Annotated in this window: 3 protein-coding genes and 1 pseudogene; 3 read left to right on the top strand and 1 reads right to left on the bottom strand. The window is 42.6% G+C overall.

Translation table 11 applies throughout. The annotated features are described in order from the left end of the window. The 3 genes and pseudogenes from istA to BUB67_RS15790 all read left to right on the top strand — a co-directional run. On the top strand, positions 1-1,198 hold a 1,198-nt coding region (gene istA / locus BUB67_RS15800; RefSeq protein ID WP_238457097.1), incomplete at its 5' end, for an IS21 family transposase. Then, positions 1,191-1,934 carry an IS21-like element helper ATPase IstB gene (gene istB / locus BUB67_RS15795; protein ID WP_073240311.1) on the top strand — a complete coding sequence of 248 codons (744 nt, stop codon included), beginning with the start codon at positions 1,191-1,193 and terminating at the stop codon, positions 1,932-1,934. The genes istA and istB, both read left to right, overlap by 8 nt. 217 nt (positions 1,935-2,151) lie before the next feature. Beyond that, positions 2,152-3,264 (top strand): annotated as a pseudogene (locus BUB67_RS15790) (IS1380 family transposase); the annotation flags it as partial. Between the two features lie 235 nt (positions 3,265-3,499). Here the strand turns inward: BUB67_RS15790 and BUB67_RS15785 are convergent. Next, positions 3,500-3,861: SpoVR family protein (locus BUB67_RS15785; protein ID WP_200798191.1), on the bottom strand; the 362-nt coding region annotated here is incomplete at its 5' end.

Raw genomic sequence — 3,861 nt, 5'->3', positions numbered from 1 at the left:
TTCCTCCCTTTCTAAAATATCGGTCATTATATCCGTCAACTTTGGGTCATCATGCAACATCAATCTTAGGACATTATGCAGCGTTAATAACAATAATATTACAGGGGAAGACATCACTGCTTACGTATTTGTTGCGGCTTTGCCCTGCAGTCAATACGCTTATGTAGAAGCTTTCCTCTCAATGGAGACTGTGAGTTGGATCACGGCTCACATTCATGCCTTCCAGTTCTTCGGCGGTGTAGCGAGAATGATTGTACCAGATAACTTGAAGACCGGTGTGGAAAAGTCCTCCCGGACTGATCCCGTTATTAACCGCACGTATCAGGAAATGGCCGAACACTACAACACCACTATTATTCCCGCCAGAGTACGCCACCCGAAAGATAAAGCTAGTGCAGAAGGTACGGTGGGTACCATCTCCACTTGGATCATTGCCTCTCTCCGTAATCAGCAGTTTTTCTCAATTAAAGAACTCAATGAAGCCATCCGTAAAAAATTAACGGAATACAACACCAAACCTTTTCAAAAAAAGCCGGGAAACAGGCTTTCCGCTTTCACAGAAGAGGAGAAATTTGCGCTAATTCCCCTGCCTGCTTCCCCGTACGAGTTAGCCACTTGGAAAAAAGCCACCGTACAATACGATTATCACATATCTGTGGATAAAATGTACTACTCAGTTCCTTATGAATATATCAAACAACTAGTTGATGTCCGAATTACGAAAAACTTGGTGGAAATTTTCTTCAAACATTTCCGTATTGCCTCCCATAAAAGGCTTTATGGGAAAGTAGGACAAGCCTCCACAATTCCAGAACATATGCCTGACAATCACAAAAAATATATCGATTTCAACCAAGATTTAGTTCTTGAATGGGCAAGTAAAGTTGGACCACACACATTAACCACTGTTAAAAGCATTTTAGCTTCTTACAAGACTGAAAAGCAAGGACTTAATTCTTGCTTAGCACTAATGAAGCTGGCTGATAAACATTCGGTTGAACGCGTCGAAGCCGCATGTAAGAGGGCTCTAGACTATACCCTCAGGCCCACTCTAAAGAGTATTCAAACCATCCTGAAGACCGGACAGGATAAATTACCCGAGGCAAATCCATCTGTGGATAACACAACTAAAAATACAACCAGCTCTTACGGATTCACTAGAGGAGCCGCTTACTATGGAGGGAAAAACAATGACTAATGAAAGTACATTATCAAAATTAAACGATATGCGTTTAACTGCAATGGCTGAAACCTACAGGAAACAGTTGCATGACACCGATTACCAGGAACTATCCTTCGAAGATCGCTTTAGCCTGCTTGTGGATGTAGAATGGTCACGCAGAAAGAATAATAAGCTGGATCGCCTCATTAAAGGAGCCCAATTTCGCTACAATCAAGCCTGTATTGAAGACATAGAATATCATCCGGACAGAAAGCTGGATAAAACTCAAATTCTACGTTTGGCTTCAGGTCAATACATTCAGGATCACCACAATATTATTATCATGGGTGCTTCAGGGAACGGCAAAACGTATCTTGCGTGCGCATTTGGAGTGGCAGCATGTCGCCAGTTCTACAAAGTTAAGTATGTTCGGCTACCGGATCTGCTTGATGAACTGGCAATCGCCAGAGGCGAAGGCATATTTCAAAAGGTCATGAAGCAATACAAGAAAGTCAATCTCCTTATACTGGACGAATGGCTTTTAACACCTTTAAAAGGGAACGAGGCCCGCGACCTTCTAGAAATAGTGGAATCAAGGCATCAGACTGGTTCAACCATTTTCTGTTCTCAGTTTGATCCCAGAGGGTGGCATGAAAAAATAGGTGAGGTAACCTTAGCAGATGCCATTTTGGACCGTATTGTCCATGATTCCTATAGCATTCTGATTGATGGGGAGATATCAATGAGAGAACGACATGGCTTAGAAAAATAACAATCCAGGGCCACCACTATAGGGGGTGGCCCTATTAATGTCATCAGTGGCTCATTTTAATGTCATAAGTGGCTCAAAAATATGGCATAGTTGGCTCTATTCTATGGCAATAATCATCCGTGAAATAATCTCCTTGTAGTGCCTTGTAATTTGTAGGAATATAAAGGAATATGCAGAAATATATAGATAATTGCATTTTCCAATATTCACCTCGGGGGTGCTACATGAAAAGTTGAAGAACAAAACCAAAAATAAGAACGACGATAAGCAAACTATCTTTGTTATTGAACAAGGTAACGAGGACTTAACCACTCATTCCGGTCTGGCTCTCATAGGTGCGTTACTGGCTAACACCAAGTTAAAAACACGCCTAAACAAAACAATGGCTACTGAGCAAAAGAATCCCCATATCTCTAATGGAAGCGTTGCTATTGCCTATATTGGCTTGTTGTGCCAGGGTAAGAGTGACTTTGACCATGTAGAACCGTTCCGAGAAGATAATTTTTTCTCCATCTCATTAAATATCAAAGAGACTCCATCCAGCCCCACCCTCCGCCAGCGGCTGGATATGGTTGCCAAGGATGGTACTTGGAATAATATCCTGTTAGAAGAATCTGCGGAGTTAATCAAGAAAACTAATGCTCCTTTAACCCCGGTGTACCTGGGTCGGGAGAACAGAGCTTATATTCCACTGGATATTGATGTGTCTCCCTTTGATAACTCTAACACCAAAAAGGAAGGGGTCTCCGGAACCTATAAAGGCACCGATGGTTATGCCCCTATCTTTGCATATTTAGGCAGGGAAGGTTACTGCGTAAATACTGAACTACGCCAGGGAAGTGAACACTGCCAGAAAAATACCACAGAGTTCATTGCCGAAAGTATTCGGTATGCCAAAAAAATTACTCAGGAGCCTTTGCTTTTACGGATGGATTCCGGCAACGACAGCACGGATAATATCCGGATTTGCTTAAATGATGACACCAAGGCGGATTTTATTATCAAACGAAACCTTCGTAAGGAGACCCCTGAAGGTTGGTTGCTGTTGGCAAAAAACAATAAGGATATCTACTGCCAAGAACGAGAAGGCAAAAAAGTTTACTACGGTTCCATGATGAAATACAAAAAGAAACTGAACAGAGAAATCAGATTGGTTTACAAAGTTACCGAAAGAGCATCTGATGCAAAGGGCCAGATGTTCCTGGTGCCCCAGGTAGAGGCAGAAACATATTGGACATTGCTTCCTGATTTACCTCATGAAATCGAAAAACTGTACCATGAACATGGTACCAGCGAGCAGTTTCACAGTGAACTTAAGACAGACCTGGATTATTTGGTCTCATGTGACTTCACTCCAGTGTTTTTTTGTTGTAGTATGCCCGTTCTTTATTGATCAAATTTACCGGCCGGTGTCCAAAAAGAACAACCACCTTTGACAAATGTCCTGCTAAAAGGCCAGCTTGTCTTCTTTCAACAAAAAAGCTCACGCCGATAACCCCAACAAGGTTATAAACGCGAGCCTGACGGCCTTTTTAGTTGAATCAGCAACACAAAGAACCCGAAATTTAAAGAAACTTCCTGCTTCCCTTTTCTCCGTCAAAGGTGAACAGGGCGGGTTTGTTGTCAATCCTGGTTTCCAGATGGACCGGCCTGTTCCATAGTTGATAAACATGGACCAACGTCTTCTCCAAATACTTGATGTCCAGTTCCCTATCCTCAAAGACGTGACGCAGATACAGTTCCCCCCGTTTGCCATAATCCCCGTCTTCCACCATAATTACCGGGAAACCGCAGTTGGTCATGCTGTGAACCAGGTGATCCCGTACCTTTTCCCAGTTTTTCTCGACGATTTTCCAGTCGTGGCCGATTTTACGGTACAAATATAGATCCAGTTCTTCCACCAATTCCTTTGTCAGGTAGTTGCGCA

Origin of the sequence: Desulforamulus putei DSM 12395 (assembly GCF_900129195.1) — a bacterium.
Taxonomy (GTDB): domain Bacteria; phylum Bacillota; class Desulfotomaculia; order Desulfotomaculales; family Desulfotomaculaceae; genus Desulfotomaculum; species Desulfotomaculum putei.
The sequence above is the reverse complement of the archived record's forward strand: the minus strand, read 5'-3'. Positions and strand labels throughout refer to the sequence as shown.